The 24,402-nt window shown below is 71.1% G+C and carries 25 protein-coding genes; 11 read left to right on the top strand and 14 right to left on the bottom strand.

Annotated features, from left to right (window positions below; all coding sequences use genetic code 11):
- Window positions 1–138 precede the first annotated feature (138 nt).
- Window positions 139–660 carry a hypothetical protein gene (locus tag ACFUPX_RS12135; RefSeq protein ID WP_383319974.1) on the top strand — a complete coding sequence of 174 codons (522 nt, stop codon included), beginning with the start codon at window positions 139–141 and terminating at the stop codon, window positions 658–660.
- A 69-nt stretch (window positions 661–729) separates the two neighbouring features.
- Here ACFUPX_RS12135 and ACFUPX_RS12130 read toward each other — a convergent pair whose 3' ends face one another.
- Window positions 730–1,356: a TetR/AcrR family transcriptional regulator gene (locus ACFUPX_RS12130; RefSeq protein ID WP_383319972.1), complete on the bottom strand. Its 627-nt coding sequence runs from the start codon at window positions 1,354–1,356 to the stop codon at window positions 730–732.
- Window positions 1,357–1,513: 157 nt separating this feature from the next.
- On the opposite strand from ACFUPX_RS12130, the gene ACFUPX_RS12125 reads away from it, so the two are divergent.
- The 3 genes from ACFUPX_RS12125 to ACFUPX_RS12115 all read left to right on the top strand — a co-directional run bounded on the left by ACFUPX_RS12125 (window position 1,514) and on the right by ACFUPX_RS12115 (window position 4,477).
- Window positions 1,514–2,329 (top strand): methyltransferase domain-containing protein, encoded by an 816-nt coding sequence (locus ACFUPX_RS12125; protein WP_383319970.1) that lies wholly within the window; start codon window positions 1,514–1,516, stop codon window positions 2,327–2,329.
- A 96-nt stretch (window positions 2,330–2,425) separates the two neighbouring features.
- Complete coding sequence (locus ACFUPX_RS12120; RefSeq protein ID WP_383319968.1) at window positions 2,426–2,980, top strand: DUF2199 domain-containing protein; 555 nt, start codon at window positions 2,426–2,428, stop codon at window positions 2,978–2,980.
- 300 nt (window positions 2,981–3,280) lie between these two features.
- Complete coding sequence (locus ACFUPX_RS12115; protein ID WP_383319966.1) at window positions 3,281–4,477, top strand: alanine--tRNA ligase-related protein; 1,197 nt, start codon at window positions 3,281–3,283, stop codon at window positions 4,475–4,477.
- A gap of 24 nt (window positions 4,478–4,501) precedes the next feature.
- Here the strand turns inward: ACFUPX_RS12115 and ACFUPX_RS12110 are convergent, their stop codons facing one another.
- A complete protein-coding gene (locus ACFUPX_RS12110; RefSeq protein WP_383319964.1) occupies window positions 4,502–5,416 on the bottom strand; it encodes a LysR substrate-binding domain-containing protein in 915 nt (304 codons plus the stop codon).
- A gap of 278 nt (window positions 5,417–5,694) precedes the next feature.
- Between ACFUPX_RS12110 and ACFUPX_RS12105 the strand changes: the two genes are divergently transcribed.
- From ACFUPX_RS12105 to ACFUPX_RS12095, 3 genes are read left to right on the top strand one after another with little or no spacing between them, the layout of a single operon-like run.
- The gene (locus tag ACFUPX_RS12105) at window positions 5,695–6,849 is read left to right on the top strand and encodes an NAD(P)/FAD-dependent oxidoreductase (protein WP_383320048.1); all 1,155 of its coding nucleotides are present in this window, start codon (window positions 5,695–5,697) and stop codon (window positions 6,847–6,849) included.
- Window positions 6,850–6,886: 37 nt separating this feature from the next.
- On the top strand, window positions 6,887–8,296 hold the full coding sequence (locus ACFUPX_RS12100; protein WP_383319962.1) for a 2-oxoadipate dioxygenase/decarboxylase family protein: 1,410 nt from the start codon (window positions 6,887–6,889) through the stop codon (window positions 8,294–8,296).
- A gap of 47 nt (window positions 8,297–8,343) precedes the next feature.
- Entirely contained in the window at window positions 8,344–9,879 is a 1,536-nt protein-coding gene (locus ACFUPX_RS12095; RefSeq protein WP_383319960.1) for an aldehyde dehydrogenase family protein, read from the top strand.
- Window positions 9,880–9,932: 53 nt separating this feature from the next.
- Here ACFUPX_RS12095 and ACFUPX_RS12090 read toward each other — a convergent pair whose 3' ends face one another.
- Window positions 9,933–10,205, bottom strand: a complete 273-nt coding sequence (locus ACFUPX_RS12090) for a hypothetical protein (RefSeq protein WP_383319958.1) — start codon at window positions 10,203–10,205, stop codon at window positions 9,933–9,935.
- Window positions 10,206–10,622: 417 nt separating this feature from the next.
- On the opposite strand from ACFUPX_RS12090, the gene ACFUPX_RS12085 reads away from it, so the two are divergent.
- A complete protein-coding gene (locus tag ACFUPX_RS12085) occupies window positions 10,623–11,975 on the top strand; it encodes an ABC transporter substrate-binding protein (protein ID WP_383319956.1) in 1,353 nt (450 codons plus the stop codon).
- 238 nt (window positions 11,976–12,213) lie between these two features.
- Complete coding sequence (locus tag ACFUPX_RS12080; RefSeq protein ID WP_383319954.1) at window positions 12,214–12,534, top strand: cupin; 321 nt, start codon at window positions 12,214–12,216, stop codon at window positions 12,532–12,534.
- Between the two features lie 9 nt (window positions 12,535–12,543).
- Here the strand turns inward: ACFUPX_RS12080 and ACFUPX_RS12075 are convergent, their stop codons facing one another.
- Window positions 12,544–13,107, bottom strand: coding sequence for a cysteine hydrolase family protein (locus tag ACFUPX_RS12075; protein ID WP_383319952.1), 564 nt, complete (start codon window positions 13,105–13,107; stop codon window positions 12,544–12,546).
- Between the two features lie 49 nt (window positions 13,108–13,156).
- The gene (locus tag ACFUPX_RS12070; protein WP_383319950.1) at window positions 13,157–13,561 is read right to left on the bottom strand and encodes a RidA family protein; all 405 of its coding nucleotides are present in this window, start codon (window positions 13,559–13,561) and stop codon (window positions 13,157–13,159) included.
- A 69-nt stretch (window positions 13,562–13,630) separates the two neighbouring features.
- Between ACFUPX_RS12070 and ACFUPX_RS12065 the strand changes: the two genes are divergently transcribed.
- On the top strand, window positions 13,631–14,191 hold the full coding sequence (locus ACFUPX_RS12065; protein ID WP_383320046.1) for a 2'-5' RNA ligase family protein: 561 nt from the start codon (window positions 13,631–13,633) through the stop codon (window positions 14,189–14,191).
- A gap of 110 nt (window positions 14,192–14,301) precedes the next feature.
- The gene (locus ACFUPX_RS12060) at window positions 14,302–14,697 is read left to right on the top strand and encodes an SHOCT domain-containing protein (protein ID WP_383319948.1); all 396 of its coding nucleotides are present in this window, start codon (window positions 14,302–14,304) and stop codon (window positions 14,695–14,697) included.
- A 12-nt stretch (window positions 14,698–14,709) separates the two neighbouring features.
- Here ACFUPX_RS12060 and ACFUPX_RS12055 read toward each other — a convergent pair whose 3' ends face one another.
- From ACFUPX_RS12055 to ACFUPX_RS12015, 9 genes are all read right to left on the bottom strand, one after another.
- The gene (locus tag ACFUPX_RS12055; protein WP_383319946.1) at window positions 14,710–15,972 is read right to left on the bottom strand and encodes a cytochrome P450; all 1,263 of its coding nucleotides are present in this window, start codon (window positions 15,970–15,972) and stop codon (window positions 14,710–14,712) included.
- Between the two features lie 74 nt (window positions 15,973–16,046).
- Entirely contained in the window at window positions 16,047–17,348 is a 1,302-nt protein-coding gene (locus ACFUPX_RS12050; RefSeq protein ID WP_383319944.1) for a cytochrome P450, read from the bottom strand.
- Window positions 17,345–17,971 carry an ATP/GTP-binding protein gene (locus ACFUPX_RS12045; RefSeq protein ID WP_383319941.1) on the bottom strand — a complete coding sequence of 209 codons (627 nt, stop codon included), beginning with the start codon at window positions 17,969–17,971 and terminating at the stop codon, window positions 17,345–17,347. The genes ACFUPX_RS12050 and ACFUPX_RS12045 overlap by 4 nt, the downstream gene beginning before the upstream one ends.
- Window positions 17,949–18,311: a DUF742 domain-containing protein gene (locus ACFUPX_RS12040; protein ID WP_383319939.1), complete on the bottom strand. Its 363-nt coding sequence runs from the start codon at window positions 18,309–18,311 to the stop codon at window positions 17,949–17,951. Before ACFUPX_RS12040 ends, ACFUPX_RS12045 begins: the two co-directional genes overlap by 23 nt.
- Complete coding sequence (locus tag ACFUPX_RS12035) at window positions 18,308–18,754, bottom strand: roadblock/LC7 domain-containing protein (protein ID WP_351156006.1); 447 nt, start codon at window positions 18,752–18,754, stop codon at window positions 18,308–18,310. The genes ACFUPX_RS12040 and ACFUPX_RS12035 overlap by 4 nt, the downstream gene beginning before the upstream one ends.
- The gene (locus ACFUPX_RS12030) at window positions 18,751–20,316 is read right to left on the bottom strand and encodes an ATP-binding protein (protein ID WP_383319937.1); all 1,566 of its coding nucleotides are present in this window, start codon (window positions 20,314–20,316) and stop codon (window positions 18,751–18,753) included. Before ACFUPX_RS12030 ends, ACFUPX_RS12035 begins: the two co-directional genes overlap by 4 nt.
- A 185-nt stretch (window positions 20,317–20,501) precedes the next feature.
- A complete protein-coding gene (locus ACFUPX_RS12025) occupies window positions 20,502–21,878 on the bottom strand; it encodes a tannase/feruloyl esterase family alpha/beta hydrolase (protein WP_383319935.1) in 1,377 nt (458 codons plus the stop codon).
- Between the two features lie 179 nt (window positions 21,879–22,057).
- Window positions 22,058–23,575 (bottom strand): PHB depolymerase family esterase, encoded by a 1,518-nt coding sequence (locus ACFUPX_RS12020; protein ID WP_383319933.1) that lies wholly within the window; start codon window positions 23,573–23,575, stop codon window positions 22,058–22,060.
- 409 nt (window positions 23,576–23,984) lie between these two features.
- A complete protein-coding gene (locus tag ACFUPX_RS12015; RefSeq protein ID WP_383319931.1) occupies window positions 23,985–24,389 on the bottom strand; it encodes a hypothetical protein in 405 nt (134 codons plus the stop codon).
- Window positions 24,390–24,402 lie beyond the last annotated feature (13 nt).

The following is a 24,402-nucleotide window of genomic DNA, read 5'->3' as shown; positions in this document are numbered from 1 at the left end:
CAGTTGTGTCGCTGTGGATCACGTCGTCAGTTCACGGGCGTGCGGTGCGGGCATGCCAAGTAGCGTTCATGGCGCGGCTGTTGCGGGGTACTCGGAGGGGCGACTGCGGTATTCGTCGATTCCGAGGAGGTACGTGCCGTGCGCGCCTTCAAGCGCTGGTTCGACCGAAGTCTGACCGCACAGGCCATCCTGCTCTTCCCACTGGGTGTCGGTTTCGCCGCGCTGTTCCGCCGGAACGAGCATCCGGTCGTGTGGGTGATTCAGGGCGTGCTCTACACCGCCGCCATCATCACGTTCGTGGCCGTGCAGCGGCGCAGGGCCAGCCGCGCGGCCGGCACCGACGCGCGCGGGATCGTCGAGCTCAACCGCAAGATCCGTCACCGTGAGGTGCCGAGGGAGCCCGCGGAGAGGGCGACCATGCGGCGGCTCGTCGCCCAGCAGTTGGGGCAGATCGAGCGCGGACGCCGGTGGCTGCCCTTCTGGCTGGGCTCCATGCTCCTGCTCGCCGTCGGCATGCTCGTCCTCGGCGCGACCACCGGCTCCTTGGCCATTCCACTGGTCTCCGCCGGCGGCTTGATCGGGCTCTGCCTCTGGGCACTGTGGATGCGCCGCCGTTCCCTCGACCGGTTTCGCCACATGCACACCTCCTTGCAGAGCTGAGGCCGCCGCGTCGTCGGTTCGGTTCGCCTCGGCCCGGCTCGGGCACCGCTCGGCTCGGGGCCGGACGTCTCAGGCGACGGGGTCGCCGACGACTCCGCCGGTCGCCGTGCGGATCGCGTGGGCGTAGCGCCGCGAGACGGCCCGCAGGTCCGCGAACTCCGTGAGATCGGCGTCGGCGAGGATGGCGGCTCCGATGTGCTCGTCGAGGACCCGCACAACCCCGGCGGCTGCCGCGGCATGCATCCGCACCTCCAGATCATCGACCGGCCGCCCGAGGCGGCCACCGATGATCACGCACATTTCCTGTTCGGTCCGGTCACAGGCCATCAGCCACGCCGTGCGCAGCGGCGGCTCGGTGTCGGCGAGCCGGATCATCTTCATCGCGAGCATCTCGTCGGCGAGATCGACGGGCGCCTTGTCGCCGAGCCCGGCCAACGCGGTGGCCAGGTGGTCCTCGAGGGAGCTCTGCGGGGGCCAGCTGCGCAACACGCTCAGCAGGGTGACGACGCCGCGCATCACGATCGGCTCGGCGCAGCTCTCCTTGCTGCGGAAGTGCCGCCAGATCGTACGCGTGGACAGGCCCACGGCCTCCGCGATCTGATCGCCGCTCGTGGCCGCGACCCCCTGCTCCCAGAACAGGCGCGCCGCCTCCCGGGAGATCTCGAGCCGCAGCCGCGCACGCCGCTGCTCGCTCATCCCTCCCCCACTGCGCTTCTCCGTCGCCTCCGTCGCCATGGTGTCTTGTCACCCGTCCTCGGTTGGTGTCTTCAAGCGCCAGTATGTCACTAGGTGACGTGGAGGAGTGACGGGTGTGCGGCTCCAAAGGGCCGTACAGGAGGAGGACAATCACCTCATGACGCGCTCCGCACCGGACCCCCACGACAACGGCGGCTACCTCCTCGACAACGCGCAGTCCGAGGCGGGCACCCGTTTCGACGCGCTCGGCGAGCTCTTCGACCCCACCACGTTCCGGCACATCGAGGCCCTGGGCATCACCTCGGGATGGCAGTGCTGGGAGGTCGGTGCGGGCGGCCCCTCGGTGGTGACGTGGCTGGCCGACAGGGTCGGGCCGGCCGGGCGCGTACTGGCCACCGACATCGACACCTCCTGGGCCTCCCGAGCGGCGGGAGGAGTCATCGAGGTGCTGCGGCACGACGTGGGCCGGGACGAGCCGCCGGTGAGCGGCTTCGACTTCGTCCACGCCCGGTTGGTGCTGGTGCACGTGACCGACAGGGAGCGGGCCCTGCGCGCGATGGTCGCCGCGCTGCGGCCGGGCGGGTGGCTGCTGGTGGAAGACGCCGATCCCGCATCGCAGCCGCTGATCTGCCTGGACGAGTACGGGCCCGAGCAGGCCCTGGCCAACAGGCTGCGGACCGGTTTCCGCTCGCTGCTGGCGGCTCGTGGTGCCGACCTGGCGTACGGACGCAAGGTCCCCCGGCTACTGCGGGAGGCGGGGCTGACCGATGTGGCCGCCGATGCCTACTTCCCCGTCACGTCACCGGCCTGCGACGTCCTTGAGGCGGCGACGGTCCGCCAGGTGCGCGACCGGCTGGTCGGGGCGGGGCTCGCGACCGACGAGGAGATCGACCGGCACCTCGCGAACGTCACCGCGGGCCGCCTCGACCTCACCACGTCCCCGCTGATCTCCGCGTGGGGGCGCCGCCCCTGAGGGGTCCAGCTCCACATCGACCTGTGTGGAGGGCACCTGCTTGACTGTGCCCTCATGGGGATATGGCGCAGGACGAAGAGGAGCGGATCGGCCGACATGAGTCCGCCGCCGTGCGCCTGCTGCAGCGGCGAGTTGGACGTCTCGGACCCGCGATTCGACCTGGAGCTTCCGCAGCCCGTCCTGGAGATGGACGGCGAGGACTACCGCCGTCACGTCCGGTTCGCTTCGGACGCGGTCGTGATCACCGACAACATCGGCGGCTTTGCCCGCGCGCTGTTGCCGATCGGCCTTGTCGACGGGCGAACGACCACCATCGGTGTGTGGGTCTCGCTGGACCCGGAGGTCTTCAGGCACTTCATGGCCGTGGGGTCCGGCAAGCTGCCCTTCGACCAGATGCAGTTCGAGGGCCGTCTGGCGAGTGAGCTCGATCCATGGGGCAGTCGACTCCTGCGCCTGCCGCTACTCGCGGGCGTCGACGTGCCGACGTACGGCAAACGCCGCACGCCCCACATCAAGTCCAGCCCGGACCCGCTGCTCACCGAAATCCTCAGCAGGCGATGGCCCGCTGCCGAGGTGCTCACGGGCGGTATGGCCTGGGCCGTGGAGTACGACCGGAACACGCCGGGCCCACCGCAGCGGCACAACCACTGAACAGGTGAAGCGACAGGGGTGGCCGTGGCGGACCGTGCGGGGACCGGAAACCGCACGGCGGAAAATCATGTGCTCCCCGGATCTGCGCGCGTTACCCTCGGCCCTATGAACGTCACCGGCTCACACTCCACCGCGACCGCGCGAGCGACCAGCTCGCCGGTTGCCGCCGCCTGACGTATTCCCCCTTTCCACCGGCGACCGGACACGGTCCCCGGTGGTTTTTCCGTGGCTCCCCCGCCCGGTCCCGGTGTACGGACCCGCTGTCCGGTGCCTCCCGCTACGTACGCGAAGGAGCCACCCATGTACACCGAGAAGACGCCCACCCGGAAGCTGACCACCGAGGACGTCAGCCGCACGTTCGTCGAGTACTACGAGGAGCGCGGACACCGCCGCATCACAGGCTCGACCCTGCTGCCGCCGCCCGGGGACCCGGTGCTGTTCACCACCTCGGGCATGCATCCGCTCACCCCGTACCTGGAGGGGCAGCCTCATCCCCTGGGCAAACGGCTCGTCAATGTGCAGCGCTGTCTGCGCACCACGGATCTGGAGGAGGTCGGCGACTCCACCCATCTGACCGTCTTCGAGATGCTCGGCACCTGGTCGCTCGGCGACTACGAAGGCCCGCGCAGTCTCGACTGGGGTTACCGGCTGCTCACCGACGGGTTCGGCATCGACCCGCGGCTGCTGCACGCCACCGTGTTCGGCGGTGACGACCAGGTGGGGCCCGACACCGACTCGCTCGAGCTGTGGCAGGAACGCGGTGTGCCGGTGGAGCTCACCGTCGAGGACAACTGGTGGTCGAACGGGCCCACCGGTCCCTGCGGCCCCGACTCGGAGATCTTTCTGTGGATGGGCGACAGCCCGCCGGAATCGACGCCGACCGGCGACGACCGCTGGGTGGAGGTGTGGAACCACGTCATGATGCGCCACCGCCGGCTCACCGACGGGTCGCTCGTACCGCTCCCCCAGCGCAACATCGACACCGGGCTCGGCCTTGAGCGGCTGGCCTCGCTGCTTCAGGGACGTACGTCGGTGTTCGAAGGCGACCTCTTCGACCCCTGGCGCCGACTCGTACCGACCCTGTGGCGGATGGACGAGCCGTCCCTGCGGCTCGTCTGCGACCATCTGCGGTCGGCCATGGTGGTGATCGGCGACGGGGTGCGCCCGGCCAACACCGGCCGCGGCTATGTGCTGCGCCGACTCGTGCGCCGGATGCTCACCGTCCTGTGGCGGGGTGACCCTTCGCGTGAACTCGTCGATCTGCCGAACGAGTTGGCCGAGCACACGCTGGACCACTTCCGCCAGGACGTGGATCCCGATGATGTGCGCCGGGTGCTGATCGAGGAGGAGCGGCGGTTCAGGAAGCTCCTGGAGCGGGGCCGGCAGGTGCTGGCCCGGCCCCGGTTCCAGGGGCCGCTGGACGAGGAGGACCTGCACTATCTCCACGACACCCACGGTCTGCCGCGCGACCTGGTCCTGGCCCTGCGCCAGGGGTGATGTCCCGGCCCGCGGTGTGCGGGCTCAGGCGCGTGGGTCGCGGCGCTGGTCGGCCACCGTCCGCAAGACCTCGACCAGGGCCGCGACCGCCGGACGGCGTTCGGCGCAGGCGCGGCACACCACGACGACGTGCCGCTCGATCCGCTCGCGCAGCCGCACCACGTCGAAGCGCGAGGCGCGAAGGCCGAGCATCAGCTCGGTCACCGTGCTCACACCGATGCCCGCTTCCACCAGGGCCAGGGTCGCCGCCGTGTCGGTGACTTCGTGCCGCACGTCCGGTTCGATCCCCGCGCGGCGGCAGGCGGTGCGCACCGCGCGGCCGTAGTAGCTGTCGGCGGACGGCAGGATCCACGGCAGGTCACGGGTGTCGGCGAGGGCGGCCCGGTCGCGGCCGTCCATCCAGCCGGTCGGCACCGCGAGGGCGAAGCGCTCCCGGCAGAAGCGGGTCACCCGCAGCGACGCGTCGCGCGGGATCGGCACGTCCGGGTAGTCGAGACCGAGCGCCAGGTCCACGCCTCCCGATGCGACGGCGTCGTACACCTCGTCCACGTCCATGTCACGGCTGTGCACTGCCAGTTCACCGTGGGCCGCGGACATCTGACGCAGGGCGGGCGGCAGGATCTCGGCGGCGGCCGTGGCGAACAGGCCGACCACCAGGGTCCCGGAGACCTCCCCGCAGCCGCGCTCCAGCTCCTCGACGGCCTCGGCCTCCGTGGCCAGGATCCGCTCGGCGTGCCGGGCCAGCGTCGCCCCGGCCTCGGTGAGCTCCACCCGGCGGCCCGCCCGGCGCAGCAGCGGGGTCCCCGCGGCCTTCTCCAGCGCGGCGATCTGCTGCGAGACGCCGCCCGGGGTGTAGCCCAGGGCCTGTGCCACAGCGGTGATGGTGCCGCGCCGGGTCAGCTCGACCAGGGACCGCAGCTGCGAACTCGTCCAGTCCATGCGTCGACCGTATAGAGACCGTCAAAGATCAGGAGCAGAAACTGTTCATGGACGTCAACGGTCGGGTTGCGTCACGATGACGGGCAGCTAGCTGATCAGAGTCCCGCGACTTACTGACGGTCCGTGCCGCACCCGTGAACTGACGCCTCTTCAGGCCCCTCGGTCCGGGGCGCCGGCCTCTGGAAGGGATCGGCCTCTTGTCCTCCTCACCGCGTCCGGCCACCGGCTCGCATCCGTCTCCCGGCTCGCGTCCCACCACCGGCCCCGCCTTCCACGACCTGCCGCCGACCGCCGATGTCGTGATCGTCGGCGGGGGTGTGATGGGTGCGTCCATCGCCTTCCACCTCGCCGAGGCGGGGGTGCGCGACATCGTCGTCGTCGAACGCGGCGAGCTCGCCTGCGGCAGCTCGGGAAAGCCCATCGGCGGCGTGCGCGCCCAGTTCTCCGACCCGCTCAACATCGAGCTCGGCCTGCGCAGTCTCCGCGCCTTCCAGGACTTCGCGCACCGGCCCGGCGCGGACATCCGGCTGGACACCGTGGGCTATCTCTTCCTGCTCACCGGCGAGCGGCAGGCCGCGCGGTTCGCCGAGAGCGTGCGGCTGCAGAACGGCTTGGGCGTGCCGAGCCGCATGGTCGACCCCGACGAGGCCCGGCGCCTGTGTCCGTATCTGAGCACCGAAGGCCTCGTGGCCGCCGTGCACTCCCCCGCCGACGGGCACGCCCGGCCCGGCCTGGTCGTGCACGGGTACGCCGACGCGGCGAGCAGGGCGGGCGTCCGCTTCGCCACGCACACCCGTGTCACCGGCATGGGCACCACCGGCGACCGCGTCGACGCCGTGCACACGGACCGCGGCACCGTCGCCTGCTCCACGGTGATCTGCACGGCGGGCGCCTGGTCCGGCCGGATCGCCGCCATGGTCGGCGTGGACCTTCCGGTGCGGCCGGTGCGCCGCCAACTCGCCTTCACCGAGAGGCTTTCGCCGTCGGCCCCACGGATCCCTTTCACCATCGACTTCACCTCATCGGCGTACTTCCACAACAGCGACGACGGGCTGCTGTTCGGCCTCGCCGACCCCCGCCAGGCCGACGGCTTCGACACCACGTGGACCCCAGAGTGGCTGGACCTGTTCCGGGACGTCGTACGCCATCGCGCCCCCGCCCTGGCCGCGATGGCGGTCACCGGCGGGTGGGCCGGCCTCTACGAGGTCACGCCCGACCACAACGCGCTGATCGGGCGCTCCGGCGAGCTGCCCAACTTCCTGTACGCCACCGGATTCTCGGGGCACGGCTTCCTCCAGGCCCCGGCCGTCGGCGAGATCGTGCGCGACCTGCACCTGGAGCGCGAGCCGTGCGTCGACGTCGCGCCGATGAGCGCCGATCGCTTCCGGGGCGGGGCCGGGGACGCGGTCCGTCCCGAGGCACACGTCGTATGAAAGCCCAGGCACACGTCGTCCGAAAGGCAGACCTTCCATGATCAGCCAGTGGCAGCTGCGGGCCGCCTTCGCCGCACGGCTCTCGGAGATGTACGGGCGTGAAGTCCCCGCCTACAAAACCCTCGTGGACGTCTCGCGCGAGGTCAACGAGGACACTCTGCGCGCTCGGGGCGCCGACGCCGAACGGCTCGGATCCATCAGCCGCGTCACCGCGGAACGGCACGGCGCCATCCGCGTGGGCACCCCCACCGAACTGCGGCACGTCGCGCGGATCTTCGGCGCCCTCGGCATGCGGCCCGTCGGCTTCTACGATCTCCGGGAGGCGGCCGCGAGCGCGGTGCCGGTCGTCTCGACGGCGTTTCGGCCGGTGGGCGCCGAGGAGTTGGCGCGCAATCCCTTCCGGGTCTTCACCTCGCTGCTCACGCCCGCGGATCCGCGCTTCTTCGACGCCGACCTGCGCGCCCGGCTGGAGACGTTCCTGGCCGGGCGCGAGCTGTTCCCACCGGAGCTGCTCGCGCTGGCCGACCGGGCCGAGGAGCGGCGTGAGCTGTCCGAGGCGGAAGCCGAGCAGTTCCTCCATCTCGCCGTCCAGGCCTTCGAGTTGTCCTCGGAGCCGATCGACAAGGCCTGGTACGAAGAGCTCGGGCGGGTCTCCGCGGTGGCGGCGGACATCGGCGGTGTCCGCTCCACCCACATCAACCACCTCACCCCGCGCGTCCTGGACATCGACGAGCTGTACCGGCGGATGGCCGACCGCGGCATCGAGATGATCGACACCATCCAAGGCCCGCCCGGCTGGAAGGGCCCCGACCTGCTCCTTCGCCAGACGTCGTTCCGGGCCCTCGCCGAACCTCGCGCCCTGCGCCTTGCCGACGGCAGCGTGACCCGCGGCGCGCTGCGGGTGCGGTTCGGCGAGGTCGAGGCCCGCGGTGTCGCCCTCACCCCCGCGGGCCGTGCGCTCTACGACCGGCTGCTCACCCTCGTCGACGAAGAGGCCGCCCGGCGCCCCGCGGCCGACCGGACCGCACTGGCCCGCACGCTGTGGGCCGCGCACGTCCCCGCCACCGAGCGCGAACTCGCCGCGCGGGAGCTGGCCTACTTCACCTACCGCACCGTCCCAGACCGCCCGCGCAACGGCACCCAACCGCCCACCACCATCGCCGAGTTGGAGCGCCGTGGCTGGGTGCGGGCCGAGCCCGTCGTCTACGAGGACTTCCTGCCGCGCTCAGCGGCCGGCATCTTCCAGTCCAATCTCAGCGGCGAAGGCTCCCGCGACACCGAGCAGGAAGGTGCCGCGTACGACAGCGACTGGCTCTCCGGGGCCATCGAGCGCGAAGTTCTCGATCCGTTCGTCCTGTACGGGGACCAGCAGAGTCTCTCCATCGCCCAGGTCGGCCGTGAGCTCGGCCTGGACGTGGACCGGCACCCGGGCAGCACGCACCACTGACCCTCCCTCCATCCCCACGCCCCCATACACCTCACCCAGGGAGCACCATGACCGGCACCACCACCGCCCTGCCCAGCACCGACGACCTGCGCGCCCGCGCCCTCGCGAGCCTGCGGCAGGTCGGCGTGACGGTCCCGGAGGGCAGCGACTTCCGGGCGCGTACGCCCCTCACCGGCGAGGATCTGTTCGGCCTGGCCGCGGCGTCCCCCGCCGACGCCGATGACGCGGTCGCCGCCGCTCGCGAGGCGTTCCTCGGCTGGCGTGCCACCCCGGCGCCGCGCCGGGGCGAACTCGTGCACCGCCTGGGCGAGTTGCTGCGCGAGAACAAGAGCGATCTGGCCGACCTGATCACCATCGAGGCGGGGAAGATCCGTTCGGAGGCGCTGGGCGAGGTCCAGGAGATGATCGACATCTGTGACTTCGCGGTCGGCCTCTCGCGCCAGCTCTACGGCCGCACCATCGCCTCCGAGCGCCCCGGCCACCGTCTCGCCGAGACCTGGCATCCGCTGGGCGTGGTCGGGGTGATCTCCGCGTTCAACTTCCCTGCGGCGGTCTGGTCGTGGAACACGGCGGTGGCGCTGGCCTGCGGCGACACCGTGGTGTGGAAGCCCTCCGAGCTGACCCCGCTGATCTCCCTGGCCTGCGACCGGCTGCTTGCCCAGGCCGCGGAGGAGGTCGGCGCACCCCGTGACGTACACCGGCTGCTGCTCGGTGACCGCACGGTGGGCGAGCGACTTGTCGACGATCCGCGTGTCGCGCTCGTCAGCGCCACCGGCTCCACCCGCATGGGCCGCGAGGTGGGCCCGCGCGTGGCGGCCCGGTTCGGGCGCAGCCTGCTCGAACTCGGCGGCAACAACGCGGCGGTCGTGGCGCCCTCGGCCGACCTCGATCTCGCGGTGCGGGGCATCGTCTTCTCCGCGGCGGGCACGGCGGGCCAGCGGTGCACCACGCTGCGCCGCCTCATCGTCCACCGCGACATCGCCGACACCCTCGTCGCACGCCTGACGGCCGCCTACACCAAGCTCCCCATCGGCGACCCGTTCGACGAGCACACCCTGGTCGGCCCGCTCATCTGCGCCACCGCCCTCGACCGCATGCAGGACGCGCTCTCCCGCGTACAGGCACAGGGCGGCAAGATCCTCGCCGGTGGCAACCGGCGCCTGGCGGATGCGGCGCCGCGGGCCGCGTACGCCGAACCCGTCGTCGTACGCGTCGACGAACAGAGCGACGTCGTACGCCAGGAGACCTTCGCCCCCATCTTGTACGTCCTGACGTACGACACCCTGGAGGAGGCCATCGCGCTGCACAACGACGTGCCGCAGGGGCTTTCCTCCAGCATCTTCACGCGGGACCAGCAGGAGGCCGAGCTCTTCCTGTCCTCCGAGGGCTCCGACTGCGGCATCGCCAACGTCAACATCGGTACGTCCGGTGCCGAGATCGGCGGCGCGTTCGGCGGGGAGAAGGAGACGGGCGGCGGCCGCGAGTCCGGCTCCGACGCCTGGCGTGCGTACATGCGTCCGGCGACCAACACCATCAACTACTCCGGCCGCCTCGCCCTGGCCCAGAACGTCAGCTTCCTCTAGGCGGCAGGGGGCAGGTACCGGAACCGACGCAGGGACGTCTGCGGCCTTGGTCCTCAGGCGCCCTTGTACTGGTCCAGGGTGGCCAGGGCCTTGGCGACTGCCTCTGCGGGGAAGCAGCCGGGGTTCTCCTTGATGAGGTAGGCACGTGTACGGAGGTTGAAGAGCCATGCGTCATCTTCATCCTCGACGGTTTCGAGCCGCTGGACTTCCCCCCGCAGCTTCTCGGCGACCTTCTGAAGCTTGGGACAGTCCTCTCCACCCTTGTCGTCACCGTCGCCGGTCGCGGCGGCCCGCCCCGTGAGGAACCCGCCGAGGGCGAGAACCACCGAGGCCAGTACAAGGCAGAGGACGATCCAAGGATTGGGCCCTCGTCTCGCCGCTGAGCCAACCGTCTGTGCTGTGCCGTTTTCCATGATCCCCCCACTGTGATGTGGCGGGGATCTTACAGCGGCCGACCCCGCTCCCCTCCAACTGCTCGCCGTACTCGGCCTCTACGTAGGCCAGGCGCCCGGCAGTTGACCCCTCGGCGCGGAAGCGCAACCGCGCTCCCCCGACGGGATTTCGAACACCGTCAGGCCCATGGCGACGGATTTTGTCAGATGCGTTGACGAAGCAACTACCTGCTCCTAGCTTCGAGTCGCCGCGCTTCGTATGTCATATACGAGACGCGGTATGCCATACGCGGTGTACGCACGGCGCGTGTCGGCGTACCCCGGTCAGCGTTCAGAGGAGGAGAGCCCGTCTTGAGTTCCCGTATCCGTAAGGGGCCGCGTCGATCCGCCCCAGCAGCCATAGCCCTGTCGCTTCTCCTCGGCATCGGCGCCACCGCGTGCGGGGACGACGGTTCCGGGATCGCGGGCGAGGAGGGCAGCGAGGGCTCCGGTAAGGGGACCATCACCTTCTGGGACAACAACACAGCCGTGCGCCGCGGCATCTGGATGGAGATCATCAAGGACTTCGAGAAGAAGTACCCCGACATCAAGGTCGATTACGTAGGCATCCCCGCCGAGAACGCCCAGTCGAAGTACGACAACTCCATCCAGGGCGGCGGCCTGCCGGACGTCGGCGGTGTCGGAGCCGCCATGCTCGCCGCGATCGCGGCCCAGGGCGCGCTGGAGCCACTGCAGGACCGGCTGGGCGAAAGCCCTCTGGACGGCGAGCTCAGCAAGAGCATGCTCGCCTCGACCAAGTCGGCCGGCGGGACGTCGGAGTTGCTCATGGTCCCAACGTCCGCGAACAACGGCGTGCTGTACTACCGCACCGACCTCTTCAAGGCCGCCGGTCTGGACGCGCCGACCACCTGGAGCAAGTTCTACACGGCGGCGGATCGCCTCACCGCCGAGGACCAGAACCAGTTCGGCTACACCATCCGCGGCGGTGTGGGGTCCATCGCCCAGGCCCTGGACGCGGTGTACGGGCAGAGCAGCATCAAGTCCTTCTGGAATGAGGACGAGACGCAGACCACCGTCAACGACCCGAGGAACGTCGCCGCCCTGGAGAAGTACACGGCCCTCTACAAGAAGACGACCCCGGCCGCCGACCTCAACAACAACTTCACGCAGATGGTCGCCCAGTGGGACGGCGGCAGGATCGGCATGCTCAGCCACAACCTCGGCTCGTACCAGGACCACGTGAAGGCCCTCGGCCCCGGTAAGTTCCGCGGCCTGCCGGCCCCGAAGACGGCGGGCGGCAAGCGCGTCCAGGTGTCCAACCCGATCGACGGGCTCTCCCTCTTCAAGACCAGCACCAAGAAGAAGGCCGCCTGGAAGTTCATCGAGTTCGCCTCCTCGCACAAGGCGAGCTCGAAGTTCAACGAGTCCGCGGGTCTCATCCCGGCCAACAACAAGGCCGCCAAGGACACTTGGGTGGAGAAGTCGGAGCCGACACGTCTGGCCGCCGACGCGCTCAACTCCCCGGCCACCACGATCGTTCAGCTGCCGTACTACCTGCCGGACTGGAACACGATCTCCAAGGCCGAGAACGAACCCGCCTTCCAGAAGGTCATGCTCGGCAAGACCAGCGCGAAGGACTTCCTGGACGACCTCGCCGACCAGCTCAACACGGCACAGGCCGACTGGCGGCGGCAGAACTCCTGATCAGGAGTGGAAGGCCAGCAGGCAGGCGGTGAGGACTGCGAGCGGCGCCAGAATCCGGCCGCGCGCCCAGGGCGACCGCCCTGTCGCCTGCGCACCCCACCGCAGCCACTCCACGCCACCTTCGGGTGATCAGGTTCCGGCCGCCGGATGCGGCCGGCGCGGGAGACGGGAACACTGGGTGGCGTATGCCCGCGCGCACGCAGGCACGCGCACCCGCTCTCCGTCGAAGGGACACACCGTGGCCGATCTCTACGCCCTTGTCGCAGAGCACCTGGAGAAGGCCCGCACCGCCGCGCACGGACGCAGCTCGGAGCTGCTCCTGCACGACGGTCCGCTGCGGCAGAGCCTCATCGTGCTCACCACCGGAACCGAGCTGAGCGAGCACGAGACGCCCCGGGCCGCGACCCTGTTCGTCCTGCGCGGGAGGGTCGGTCTCACCACGGCCGGTGACACGCTCGAACTGGGCGAGGGTGAGTTCGCGCCCATCCCGCACGAGCGCCACGGCCTGACCGCGCTGGACGACTCGGCCGTCGTCCTGACGGCCGTCACCGAGGTCTGAGCCACCGCACTACCGCGGCGCGACGGCCCTCAGCCACTCCTCGACGGCGACCACCTCCGCCCACTGCGGGAACAGCTTCCCGGTCAGGAGCGTGTGCACCTCGGGGTCCAGGTCGATGCAGGCGTCCGACAGGACGGTGAGTCCCAGGTCCCGGTCGTTGGCGTGACACGCGGTGTGCAGCACCACGCCATTGGTGGCGATGCCGGTGAGGATCAGATGGTTGATGTCGCGCGCCCTGAGCACCAGGTCGAGGTCGCTGCCCGAGAACGCGCTCCCGCGCCGCTTGGTGACCACGGTCTCGCCCGGCTGCGGCGCGATGTCCGGGTGGATCTCGGTGCCGGGCTCGCCCTCGGTGTGCAGGCCCGCCCGTACGAGGCCGGTGAGCGCCTTGTTGCGGGTGCTGACGTCGGGGCGGCCCGGCCGTAACGCGATGACCACGTAGATCACGGGGATGTCCGCCGCGCGGGCACCGTCGATCGCCCGGCGCAGGCGCGGCAGATATCCCGAACCGTCGTCGGCGAGGTCCACGATCTCGCGCTGTACGTCCATCACCAGGAGGGCGCTGTCCTCCATGTCGTTCGTCCCTTCTTCTCGTCACGTCGTCTCGTGGCGTCTTCTGCGACTAGGGCCGCACCGCCACCGCGTCCACCTCGAACAGCATCCCCGGCAGCGCGAGCGAGGCCACGCCGCTCAGGGTCTGGGCGGGCAGCCGCTCGCCGAAGCGGGCGTGCAGCGCCTTGCCCAGGGTCTCCAGCTTGTCCAGGTCGTGGTCGACGATGAAGGTGCCGAGCCGGGTCACGTGCTCGTATCCGAGGCCGACCCCCTCCAGGGCCGACCGCAGTCTGTCGAAGGCGAGGTCCACCTGGGCGGCGAAGTCGCCGGGCACGGGGGATCCGTCGGCGTCGGAGGCGTACTGGCCGCCGATGAAGACGAGTTCGCCGGGTGCCGAGACGGCGTGGCTGTAGCCGAACGGTGTCGGGTCGTGGAGTGTGCCGGGGTTGGTGATCGTGCGCTGATCGTCAGTCATGTCTCGTCGAACATCCGGTGGGTGGCCGCCCATTCCGCGAGGACGGAGGCAATCGCGGCCGGTGCGATCATGGCGGTGATGAACGCCGATGAAGAGTGTGCCCAGTGCGAGCCCGCGGAGGGCGGGTGGCCGGACCTACCGGGTGACACCGCCCTCACCATCGAGGTCCCCGAGGCCGACCCGCTGGTCCGGGCGGGGTTCCCGGCCCATGTGACGGTGCTCTACCCCTTCGTGCACGAGAGCCTTCTGGACGCCGCGGCCCACCGCGAGCTGACCGGGCTCTTCGCCGGGCACGACGCCTTCACCCTGACGTTCGCCGAGTTCGCCCGCTATCCCGGCGTCCTCTACCTCGACCCGTGGCCGCACACCCCGGTCACGGCCCTGACCAAGGACCTCACCCGGCGCTGGCCCCGGGCGGTGCCCTACCGGGGGATATTCGAGCCGCCGCTCGCCCCGCATCTGACGGTCGCGAACAGTGAGGGCCCCGCGACCCAGGATGCGGCGTACGACGCGTTGCAGGCCGAACTGGAGCCCCTGCTGCCGCTGAGCTGCCGTGTCCGCGCCGTACGCCTCATCGTCTGGGACGGCACCCGCTGGCATGACCGCGCCGAGTACGCTCTGGGCCGCTGACCAGGAGGGAGCGTCAGCGCCCGAGATGCGGGAGTTCCTTTTCGGGGATATGCCTGATACACCGGAATTGATTCCGCGACCCAACGGACTCCGGGAAAGGGGCACCCGTCGTGGACGACTACCCGCTGCTGAATCTCTTTCTGACGATGCTGTATCTCTTCCTGTGGATCATGTGGTTCTTCCTGCTGTTCAAGGTGATCACCGACCTGTTCCGTGACCACTCGCTCAGCGGATGGTGGAAGGCCGGCTGGCTCATCTTCGTGCTGGTCCTGCCGTTCCTCGGCGTCCTCGTGTACCTGATCGCCCGTGGCCGCAGCATGAGCGAACGGGACGTGGTCCAGGCGAAGGAGCAGGAACAGGCGTTCCGCACCTACGTACAGAAGGCGGCAGGCTCCGGCCCGGGTGGCGGCCACGTCGATGAGCTGGCGAAGCTCGCCGAGCTCAAGAACAGCGGTGACCTCACCCCCGCGGAGTACGAGAAGGCCAAGGAGAAGATCCTCGCCTGAGGCCCGCCCGGCTCAGAAGCTTCCCGTGCGCAGGCGTACGGGAAGCTTCTGCACGCTGTTTCCCACGAAGGACGCGTGGCGGGGCAGTGCGGGCTCCGGCACGGCGAGGTCGAGGTCGGGGAAGCGGCCGAACAGCTGCTCCAGGGCGATGGTGGCTTCCATGCGGGCCAGCGGTGCGCCCATGCAGAAGTGCGCGCCGTGGCCCAGGGACAGGTGCCGCGTCGTGGTGTTGTCGCGGGTGATGTCGAAGCGGTCGGCGTCGGGGCCGTGCGCCTGTTTGTCGCGGCCCGCCGCGGAGTATCCGGCCAGGACGGGGGTGCCCTGGGGGATGACGGTGCCGTCGAGCGTGAGGTCGCGGGTGGGATAGCGGAAGGGGAAGTAGCTGACGGGGCTGTCCCAGCGCAGGGTCTCCTCCACCACGTCGGCCCATGCCACCTTGCCGGACTTGGCCAGGGCGAGCTGCTCGCGGTGGGTGCACAGGGCGCGTACGGCGTTGGTGATCAGGTTGAGGGTGGTCTCGTGCCCGGCGATGATCGTGAGCATCAGGGTGCCGAGCAGCTCGTGCGGGCTGAGCCGGTCGCCGTTCTCCTCGCGGGCCGCGATCAGGGCGGTGGTGAGGTCGTCCCCCGGGTTCGCGGCGCGGGAGGCGGCCACGGCGCCGAGGACTTCGACCATCTCCCGGTTGGCGGCCATCGCCTCTTCGGGGCCGATGTCGGTGGCGACGATCTGGTTCGACAGGTGGTGCAGCCGGTCGTGGTACTCGGCGTCCACGCCCAGGAGTTCGCAGATGACGCCCATCGGCAACGGCAGCGCGAAGTGCTTGCGCAGGTCCGCGACGCCGTCGCCCGCGTCGGCGGCCCGGTCGAGGCCGTCGAGCAGATCGGTCGTCAGGGCCGTGATCCGCGGCTGGAGTGCGGCCACCCGGCGCGGGGTGAAGGCCTTGCCCATCAGGGAACGCAGCCTGCGGTGGTCGGCGCCGTCGGCGGTGGTCATGCCCTGCACCGTCGCGAACGTCTTCAGCGGCCAGCCGTCGGCTATCTCGCCCGCCTGGAGGGCGGCGAAGTGCTGGGCGTTCTTGGCGACATCGGGGTGCGCGAGGAACTCCTTGAGCGCGTCGTGGCCCAGGACCGCCATGCCCTGTACGTCACCGGGCAGGACGGCGTGCGTGACGGCGCCGCGTGCCAGGAGGCGGGCGTTGTCCGCGTGCGGGCAGCCGCCGGCCGGGTCGAAGCGGTACGGCTGGTCGTCTGCGGTGTTCACCGGTGGCGTGTTCAACGGGGCTCTCCTGGTCGAGGGGGCGGTTCGGCCGCCGCAACGGGCGTCGCGGCACGAGGCGGCGTGTCCGGTCGTCAGAGCACGGGCTTGGGCTCCGGCGAAGGGGCGGGATGCTGGGACAGGACGGGGGCGGTGAAGCTGACCGGGAGCGCGGCCAGGCCCCTGCTCCAGGGCGACTTGATCCACTGGAGTTCGCTCTGCGGTATGGCCAGTTCGAGGTCGGGCAGCCGGTGGCGGATCGTGTCCACGGCGGTGCGGGTGATGAGCCGGGCGGGGTCCTGGGCGGGGCAGATGTGCGGGCCCGCGCCGAAGGCCAGGTGGGAGCGGTTGCCGACGACCGGTGTGCCGTCGTCCGGGAGGATCTGCGGGTCCGCGTTGGCGCCCGCGAGGCCGAGGATGAGCATGTCGCCGGTGCGGATGTGCTGCCCGCCGAAGGTCATGTCGCGGGTGGCGTAGCGGGCGGGGAAGTTCTGCGTGGGCGGGAAGCGCCACAGCACCAGGTCGAGCGCGTCGTCCACGCTGAGGTGGCCGCCGGTGAGCGAGGAGCGGAACTCCGGGTCGCACAGCAGGATGCGCAGGGTGGTGGCGATCCAGTTGACGGTGGTCTGGTTGCCCGCGACGAACATGACCACGAGGTTGTGCAGGACCTCTTCGTCGGTGAGCCGGGCCGGATGGTGCAGCAGGGCCGAGGTGATGTCGTTGCCGCGGCGGCGCCGCTTCTCCTCGATCAGCTGGAGCAGGATCGCGCCCATGCGCTTGCTGGCGTCGGCGGAGGCGCTGGTGGCGGCGACCGTTCCGGCGACGGCCTCCACCAGGTGGCGGCCGGTCTCCTCGTCGACGCCGAGCAGTGCGGTGATGACGCGCATCGGCAGCTTGCGCGCGTAGTCGGCCACCAGGTCGGCCTCGCTGCGCTCCGCGAACGACACGATCACCTGCTCGGCCTCGGCCCGCACGGAGCGCCGCAGTTCGTGGCCGTTGATCCCGGCGAGCGCTGCGGAGACGGCCGCGCGCATCCTGCGGTGCTGCTGTCCGTCGGCGAACAGCAGGGCGGGGCGCCAGCCGACCATGGGCAGGATCGGCGAGTCGGCGGGCACCCGGCCTTCCCGCAGCAGGCTCCAGCGGCGTGGGTCGTGGGAGAAGTCCTGTTCGTCGCGGGTCAGTTGGAGCAGCTCACGGTGGCCGATGACCAGCCACGCGTCGACGCCGGGGGCGATGGTGACCGGTGCCACCGGCCCGTGGGTGTCGCGCAGTTGCTCGTACAGGGCGGGCAGCGCGTCACCGTCGAGGTCGGGTCCGTACAGCGCGGTCGTCGGCGCGGGGACTCCGGTGACCGGGCAGCGGGCGGACGGCCCGGCCGCGGGGTGGGGCGAGGTCATGAGGTCTCCGTGGCGACGTGGATCAGGTGGCTGACGAGGGCGATCAGGGCCCGGACCGAGGACTGGGGGTCTCGTGCGTCGCAGGTCACCACGGGGGTGCCGGGGAGCAGGTCGAGGGCCGCACGCAGGTCGTCGATGCCGTGCTGGGGGCTGCCGGGGAAGACGTTCACGGCCACCGCGAAGGGCAGCCCGAGCTCCTCCAGGTTGCCCAGGGCGTCGAAGGACGACTCCAGGTCACGCGTGTCCACCAGGGCGAGGGCGCCGAGCGAGCCCTTTGCCAGGTCCCGCCACGCGGGCAGGAACCGCTGCTGTCCAGGGGTGCCGAACAGGTAGAGCACCAGTTCACCGTCGATGGTGATGCGGCCGAAGTCCAGGGCCACGGTCGTGGTCGTCTTCCCGTCGGCCACGACGGTGTCGACCCGGGCGCCCGCCTGGGTCATGACGGCCTCGGTGGACAGGGGTTTGATCTCCGAGACGGTGCCGATCAGGGTGGTCTTGCCGACCCCGAGGGGCCCGACGACCAGGATCTTCGCGGCGCCCGCGACGCTGGAGGTGAGGTACTTCCCGGAGCCGGCGGGTTCCACGGCCCGGGACGGCGCGTCAGAGGCGGCTTTCGAGACCATGGAGGACCTTTCTGAGCATGGTCACATCGGTGTGTTCGGCCGGCGGCACGGGCGGTCGGGTCACGATGAGTCCCCATTCGAGGAGATCGCAGAGCAGCGCCTGTACGACCGAGGGGGGCTGGCCGATGTGTGCGGCCACCTCGGCCACCGAGAGGAGTCCCTGGCAGTGCGCCAGGATGGTCTGGTGCTCGGGCTGGAGCGACGCGGGAAACGCCGCGTCCGTCGCCATCACCAGGGACTCCCAGGCCAAGGCCTCGGTGTCGGCCGCGGCCCGCCCGCGAGTGATCACGTACGGGCGGATCGCCGAGGCCTTCGGCTCCTCCGGCCGCGGTCCCTTCATGACGCCGCGGCGGCCGGATCCCGCGGCTGGCTGCTCAGGTGCGCGCCGATCTTCACCACGAGCAGCTGCATCTGCTGGGCCACCAGGCCGACGTCCGCGTCCAGGTCGGTGGCGACCCCCAGGTGGGCGCCCACACCGGCGTGGGTGAACAGCACGAACCCGTGGTCGGACTCCAGCATCAACTGCCGTACGCCGGCGCCGGATCCGAAGAGCAGCGAGGTCGTGGAGCGGCCCGTCATGGTCATCGCGGCGCAGGCCGCGGAGAGGGACTCGGCCTCGGCGACACTCAGATCGGCCACCGGACCCGAGAGGTTCTCCGCGGACGCGTGTCCCAGCCGCAGGCCGTCCTCGGAGACCACCACGCTGTGCCGGACCCCGGGGATCTCGATCAGCGGGCGGAGCATCCAGCCCAGGTCGGGAAGGGGATTGATGATTCCGGTCACTGCCGGCCTCCGTCTAGCTCGTCGGGGGTGGGGGGTTGCGACGGTGTCGCGGTCGGCGGGGGTTCGGCCGACGGGTTCGCGTCCCGCGTGGCGGCCTGGTCCGCCGCCAGGGCCGCGCGGCCGCGCAGCGAACCGGACACCACGCTGGCGATCGACGCGCGGGCCGCCTCCGGGGTCCAAGGCGTCGCGGGTGCGGCCGGGGGCGCCTGCGGCGGCGGGGGAACGGGTCTGCGGGCGGCGTCCGGAGCCGCTTGGCGCCGGTTGCGGCGCCGGGGCAGGCCGACCGGCGTCTCGCTCGCGGGTGGTGCGCCGGGTGCGGTCCGGACGGACAACTCCAGCTGCTCGGCGGGGTCGTGCCGATCGTGCTGCTCCTGCAACCGCGCGCCCACGGGCTCGGGTTCGGCGGCCTCCTGCGCCGCCGCCCGCGTCCGATGGGAGCCCGTTAGGTGCGAGGGAGGTTCGGTCAGCAGCCTGAACGGCACGAACGTCACCGCACGGGTGCCACCGTAGGCCGAGGCCCCGCTCAGCTCCACGTTGAAGCCCAGCTCCCTGCTCCAGCGGCCCACGCAGGCCAGGCCCAGGCGGGGCACCGCACCGAGGCGGGCCAGGTCCTGGTCGTCGCGGAGCTGGCCCATCGCCCGGTGCAGCACGTCGGGCGGCATGCCGAGCCCGGCGTCGTCGATCTCCAGGACCGCTCCGGCGCCCACCTCGCGGATGGTGACGACGACCTGGGAGCGCGAGGGCGAGAACACCGTGGCGTTCTCCAGGATCTCGGCGATGGCGTGCATGAGGCCCTCCACCGCGGGCGGCACCGCGTAGAGCGTCTGCCCGCCGTGCACCTCGATCCGGCTGTACTCCACGATCCGGGACTGTGCGCCGCGGACGCAGTCGTACAGCGAGACCGGCCGTGTCTCGCGGCGGGCGGGCCAGATCCCGCACATCACCAGGAGCGTCTGGGCCTTGCGGGTCATCTGCGCGGCCGCGTGGTCGGCCTTCATCACCTCGGCCATGAGGTGCGGGTCGTCGATGGAGCGCTCGACCCGGTCGAGGACCTGCTGCTGCACCGTGGCCATCGCGTGCATGGTGCGCGCGACGGACTCGAAGGCGGCCTGTACGGAGTCCCGCAGGCCGCGCTCGCGGCGTACCGCCTCGTCGGAGCCCAGCGCGACGGCCACGGCGGACAGGGCCCGCGCGAACTCCTCGCCGGACTCCCCCGGCGTCGCCAACGGCCCCGGCACGCCCTCAAGTCTCTGCCCGGCACGCACCCGCTCCGCGATGGCCGGGAGTCGCACACCGGCCAGGTGCGCCACCTCGGCTTCCCGGACCGAGGCCAGCCGCTCCTGCCGGGCGCGGTCGGCCCGCTCGGCGGACAACTGCCGGACCAGCACCAGGACCCAGGCGAGCAGCAGCACGGCGACAGCGGCGCAGCCACCGGCCAGGACCTGGCGCCATTCGGCCGCAGCATCAAGGGCGGCGAGCACCGCACCGACGATCGCGAGCACCACGGCAAGCAGCCACACCAAGGCCTCGCGGCCCACGGAACCGCGCCCCAGACGGCTCACCACGGCGCACTTGACCCGGCGATCGTGTACACCTTCACCACAACGAACGAACCCTCCCCGCACGCACCGAACTCCCTTACGAATGGGGAGCGAGGCGATCTTAGGTCAACTCGGCATTTTTGGCTTCCCGTTGAGGAAGCCTGCCTTCCGCCATGGCTGCTCCTGCCCGGCCTTGGCCGAAATCGCTACCTCGCGAGGGGGCAGCGGGCGAGCAGATCCGCCGGGTCCGCGGCGTCCGGGCGCGGCACCGTCCGGCTGGGCGGCGGCTGCTTGTCGCGGTCGATCCAGGCTTCCATCGCGGTGAAGGCGGAGCGGTGGCAGGGCACCAAGGGCCGCAGTCTGTCGGGGAACGTGTCGACCAGTGAGTCGACGTGCGTGCCGCCTTCGATCCGGTAGTAGCGGAACAGGTCGCCGCGGCCCGCGCCGCGCACCATCTTCGCGTAGACGTCCGAGTCCTCGCTGATGGGCAGTTGGACGTCGAGGGTGCCGTGCACGGTGATCAGTGGTCTGCCGATGCGTCCGGTCAGGGCGATCTTCCGCACGGCGTCGCGGACCTCCCGCGGCCGGGAGGCGTATGCGTAGTCGGCGTCGCACCGCGGTGTCCCCGGTGCGCAGAAGGGAGTTCCGGCCTCGGTCGCGCCGTCGTAGCCCGGGTCGAGCTCCTCGCGGTAGATCCGCTGGGTCAGGTCCCAGTAGACCTGGTGGTGGTAGGGCCACAGGAACTCCGAACCGGCGGGGAAACCGGCCGCGAGCATCTCCCGGTGGGCCCTGCCGGCGCCTTCGCCGCCCGCCGCGTAGACCGGGTAGGCACGCAGCGCGGGTGGCAGGAAATCGATCAGGTTCGGGCCCTTGGCCCTCCACAGGGTGCCTTCCCAGTCCACTCCCCCGTCGTAGAGCTCGGGATGGTTCTCCAGCTGCCAGCGCACCAGATACCCGCCGTTGGACATGCCGGTGGCCAGCGTGCGCGCGGGAGGGCGGTGGTATCGCTGCGCGACCACGGTCCGTGCGGCGCGGGTGAGTTGAGTGACGCGGTCGTTCCATTCGGCGATCGCGTCGCCCGGTTCGGAGCCGTCCCGGTAGAAGGCGGCGCCGGTGTTGCCCTTGTCGGTCGAGGCGAACGCGTAGCCCTGGGAGAGCACCCGGTCGCCGATCGCCCGGTCGTTGGCGTACTGCTCACGGACGCCCGGTGTGCCCGCGACGACCAGGCCGCCGTTCCACCGGTCGGGCAGGCGGATGACGAACTGCGCGTCGTGCTTCCAGCCGTGGTTGGTGTTGGTCGCCGACGTGTCGGGGAAGTAGCCGTCGATCTGGATGCCGGGCACACCGCGGGGCGTCGGCAGCGCGGCGGGAGTCAGCCCCGCCCAGTCGGCCGGGTCGGTGTGGCCGGAGGCGACCGTCCCCGCGGTGGTCAACTCGGCCAGGCAGGACTTCTCCTGGCGTTCGGCCCCAGGCACCTTGAGCCGCGCCGACGACGCGCAGTGCTGCGGGCCGCCGCCCGGGGTGGCGCCGGGCTGTTCGGCGGCGGCCGGAACCGCGGCGAGCGCGATCAGCAGCCCTGTCATGGCAAGGGCGCCGCGGAGCGAGCGGGCGGGGCGCGCCCTGGAGGGCAGGGCTCTGGGCGGATCTATGGCGTGCACGGAGTACCTCCGGTGGACGTGTGCGTGCGTACGACGGCAGCCTGGAACAGCGGTGGCACGGCCGAAGTCCGGTGCCACCGCTGCCAGGTGTGGTGCGGGGACCGTCAGGAGCAGGTGCCGTCGGCGATGACGTAGTGGCCGGCCGGTGACTCCTTGAGGGTGTGGGTGACGGCGGTGTTGAAGAGGCCCATGTTCTGGTTCGAGCCCTTGGCGTAGGTGTAGCCGCCGCTGGTGGTCGCCCGTCCCGCCTGGACCTGCTGGTAGTTGTTGGCCGTCCAGCACTTGGCGGTGGCGCCTGTGGTGGAGACGGTGAGCGTGGCCGACCGCACGCCTTCCCTTCCGGTCGTGTCGCGGGCGGCCACGCTGTAGGTGTGGCGGGAAGCGGGGCTGAGGCCGGTGTCCGTGAACGGCGGGCCTGTGGGGGTGGCGACCCGGGCGCCGTCCCTGTACACGGCGTACGACGCGGCGTCGCCCACCGCGTTCCAGTTCAGGGTGAGTGACGTGTCGGTCGCCCCGGTCGCCGCCAGGCCGCTCGGCGCGGGCAGGCCGCCGGGGTCCGGATCGGCGCCGTCCAGGCCGAAGAAGCCGGTGATCCAGTAGCTGGAGCAGATGGAGTCGATGAAGTTCGCCGTCCCGGTGGCACCGCACTGCTGTGCGCCCGTTCCCGGGTCGACCGGGGTGCCGTGGGCGAGGGAGGGGACCTTGTCGACCTCTACGGCGACGCTTCCGTCCGCCGTGAGGTACTGCTCCCTGCGGGTCGAGTTCGGGCCGATGACCGAGGTGCGGTCCGGGCTCTGGTCCAGGGCGTGCACGGCGGTCCACTGGTCACGCAGTTCGTCGGCGTTCCTCTTGGCGACGGTGGGGTCGTTGTCGCCCTGCCAGATGGCCACCCGCGGCCAGGGGCCGCCATGACCGGGGTTGGCGTCGCGCACGCCCTGTGCCCAGGCCGAGGGAGTGCGGTCGACGCCGGGGCTCATGCAGGTGTACGCCGACAGCACGTCGTCGGCGCAGTCGTACGGGAGGCCCGCGATCACCGCGCCCGCCTCGAACACGTCCGGGTAGGCGGCGAGCATCACCGAGGTCATGGCGCCACCGGCCGACAGGCCGGTGACGTACACCCGTTCCGGGTCGGCGCCGTACGCGGAGGCGGCGTGCGCCACCATCTGGCGGATCGACGCCGCCTCGCCCTGTCCGGGCCTGGTGTCTCCTGGCTGGAACCAGTTGAAGCACTTGCTGCTGTTGTTGGCGGACGTCTGCTCGGGGAAGACGAGCAGGAAGCCGTGCTGGTCGGCGAATTTCACCAGGCCCGCGTTGTCGGCGTACATCTGCGCGCTCTGGCTACAGCCGTGCAGCGCGACCACTACCGCGGGCTCGGCCGCCAGGGTCGTCGGCCGGTGCACGTACATGTTCAGGCTGCCCGGGTTGGCGCCGAAGTCACCGACCTTCTCCAGGGCGACGGCCGTCGGCGCCGCCTGGGCCGCGGGCGAGGGCGCGGACACCGCCGCGGCCACGACCAGGCCCACGACGGCGGCCATCCGTCCCAGGGCCCGATGCCGGCGCCCGCGTCGGGCAGGTAGCGCTGCTGACGGCTGCGGATCGCAGCGTCTCTCGTACGACGGCATGGCGGCTCCCGACGATGGGCGACGCGCTCTCCGGGGCGGATCACGCGACCCCGAGGCCCGTCCACTGCTGCCATGGACCCGCTAGGGGCAGGGCAGGAGCCGGGACGCCGGGGTGTCGGCAACCGTAGGAGCCACCGGAACGCGGGCAGAATGGCGACGGCCGCCACAACAGCGTCACCTGCCCCTGGTGTCGGGCATGTTGTCGCTCAGCCCCGGTCCGTGGTATCGGCGTCGGCCCTGTGTGCTGACGGGGCGGCAGGAGACCGGCGGCCGTGCAGGCCATGGTCGAGTTCCCGCAGCACCGCTTCCAGCAGGCTGCGCGTGCCGCCCAGCGGGGAGTCAGTGAGTTCGTCGCGGCCCGCGGGGGCGGTCGGATCGGCGCCTTGTCGACCGGCACCGGCCTGCGGGGTCACCGGTGCGTGTCGGTGCCGTCGGGATCGGCGAGCCGTTGATGGATGCGCTCGGCCCACTTGTCGACGGCCTTCCGGTCCCGGTGGTCGCCATAGCGTCCGCCGCGTGCCTTGAAGGCCAGGTGCCGCCATCGCGGGACGTGGTCACGGTAGGCGGCTCCGGTCGGCATCTGCTGCTCCCGGAGGCGGATGAGGGAGCGGATCCCGGCCAGTTGCCGGGGCTCGGAGGGGCGTCGGCCGGGCCAGGCACCGGCGTGGGGCGGCACGCTGACGCTGTACAGCCAGGTGGGGTGCGCGACCAGGGTGCTGGGGTGGCTGCGGACGCAGTCCGTGGCCTGCGTGAGGCGCTCCGCGATGCCGTGGATGGAACCGTGCACCCCGGTGTGGCCGACCAGGATGTTCATGCCGGGGCTCCTC

The sequence above is a fragment of the Streptomyces sp. NPDC057302 genome, assembly GCF_042667685.1.
In the GTDB taxonomy this organism is placed as follows: domain Bacteria; phylum Actinomycetota; class Actinomycetes; order Streptomycetales; family Streptomycetaceae; genus Streptomyces.
This window is presented reverse-complemented; position numbering and strand designations above follow the sequence as displayed.